At 68.4% G+C, this 1,020-nt stretch carries 1 protein-coding gene and 1 pseudogene; both read left to right on the top strand.

Annotated features, from left to right (window positions below):
* The first annotated feature begins 139 nt into the window (after positions 1–139).
* The gene (locus ABT063_RS52135; protein ID WP_351069419.1) at positions 140–649 is read left to right on the top strand and encodes a hypothetical protein; all 510 of its coding nucleotides are present in this window, start codon (positions 140–142) and stop codon (positions 647–649) included.
* Between the two features lie 67 nt (positions 650–716).
* Positions 717–1,020 (top strand): annotated as a pseudogene (locus ABT063_RS52130) (IS5/IS1182 family transposase); the annotation flags it as partial.

Below are 1,020 nucleotides of genomic sequence, written 5' to 3'. Positions count from 1 at the left end.
AAGATCCACCATCTTGAAGTCGCTGGTCACGGGGCTGGTGTGAGTCGTTAATCGTGTACTCGTGCTGGTCGCGGGCGCTTGCCGGACCTCAAGATCGTCTGACGTTTCGGCGATCACGGATCCGTGGATTCTCCGGCGCGTGGGAGGCAGATATCCGTACGATCCGGGCGGGAGGTACATCAAGGTGGCCCAGGACGCGGAAGCGGACCTTCGTGGACTGATCACGGCCCGCAGGGCCGAACTGGAAGTGCAGTCAGAGAAGTTGAGCCAGCAGTTGCAGGAGGTCCGCGACGAGCTGGAGGAACTTGCTGTCGCCGAACGGGTCGCGCGTCGGCTGGCTGAGCAGGCGCGCGCCGAGGCCGAGCGGCCCGTGACGCCGCCCGCCGGGCAGGTCGCGGGCCGTGCGGTACTGGCGGTGCCGCAGTGCGAGCGGGGCATGGACGAGACGGTCCTGCCTGCGGACTACCAGCGGATCATGGACGTGGTGCGGCGGGCCGACGGGCCGGTCATGGTCAAGCAGGTCTGCGGCGAGCTGGGAATCTCCCTGGAGCCGGCCCGTTCGGAGGCGATGCGCGCGAAGCTGAACCGGCTGGCCGAGCGGGGCTGGCTGCGCAAGCTGGCCGACGGGAAGTTCACCACCACACTGTGAACGTGGGCGGGCGCGAGACCTGCGCCTTGGCCGTAACGTCCGCGCCCCCGGCGGCAGTTGATGTCGTATGCGAAACAAGACCAGCTCCGCCTGGGGCACTGAGACGGTTGTCTACCAGTCGAGCCTCACCCTGTCCACGGCCACCCTGGCCTTCCTCGGCGACCTGCTGCGCGGACACCTGAAGAAGATCCACTCCAGGTGGCGCAAGCTGCCGCCCGGGCGGATCGCCACGATCGCCCTCGCCGTCCTGCGCCATGACCAGCGGCTTGCCGACATGGCGGGCGGCAACAACATCTCCCAGGCCACGGTGCGCCGCTGGGTGATGGAGGTGATCGAACTGCTCGCCGCGCGGGCCGAGCGCCTGGACCACG

Source organism: Streptomyces sp. NPDC002838 (genome assembly GCF_040295365.1).
Lineage (GTDB): Bacteria > Actinomycetota > Actinomycetes > Streptomycetales > Streptomycetaceae > Streptomyces.
The sequence above is the reverse complement of the archived record's forward strand: the minus strand, read 5'-3'. Positions and strand labels throughout refer to the sequence as shown.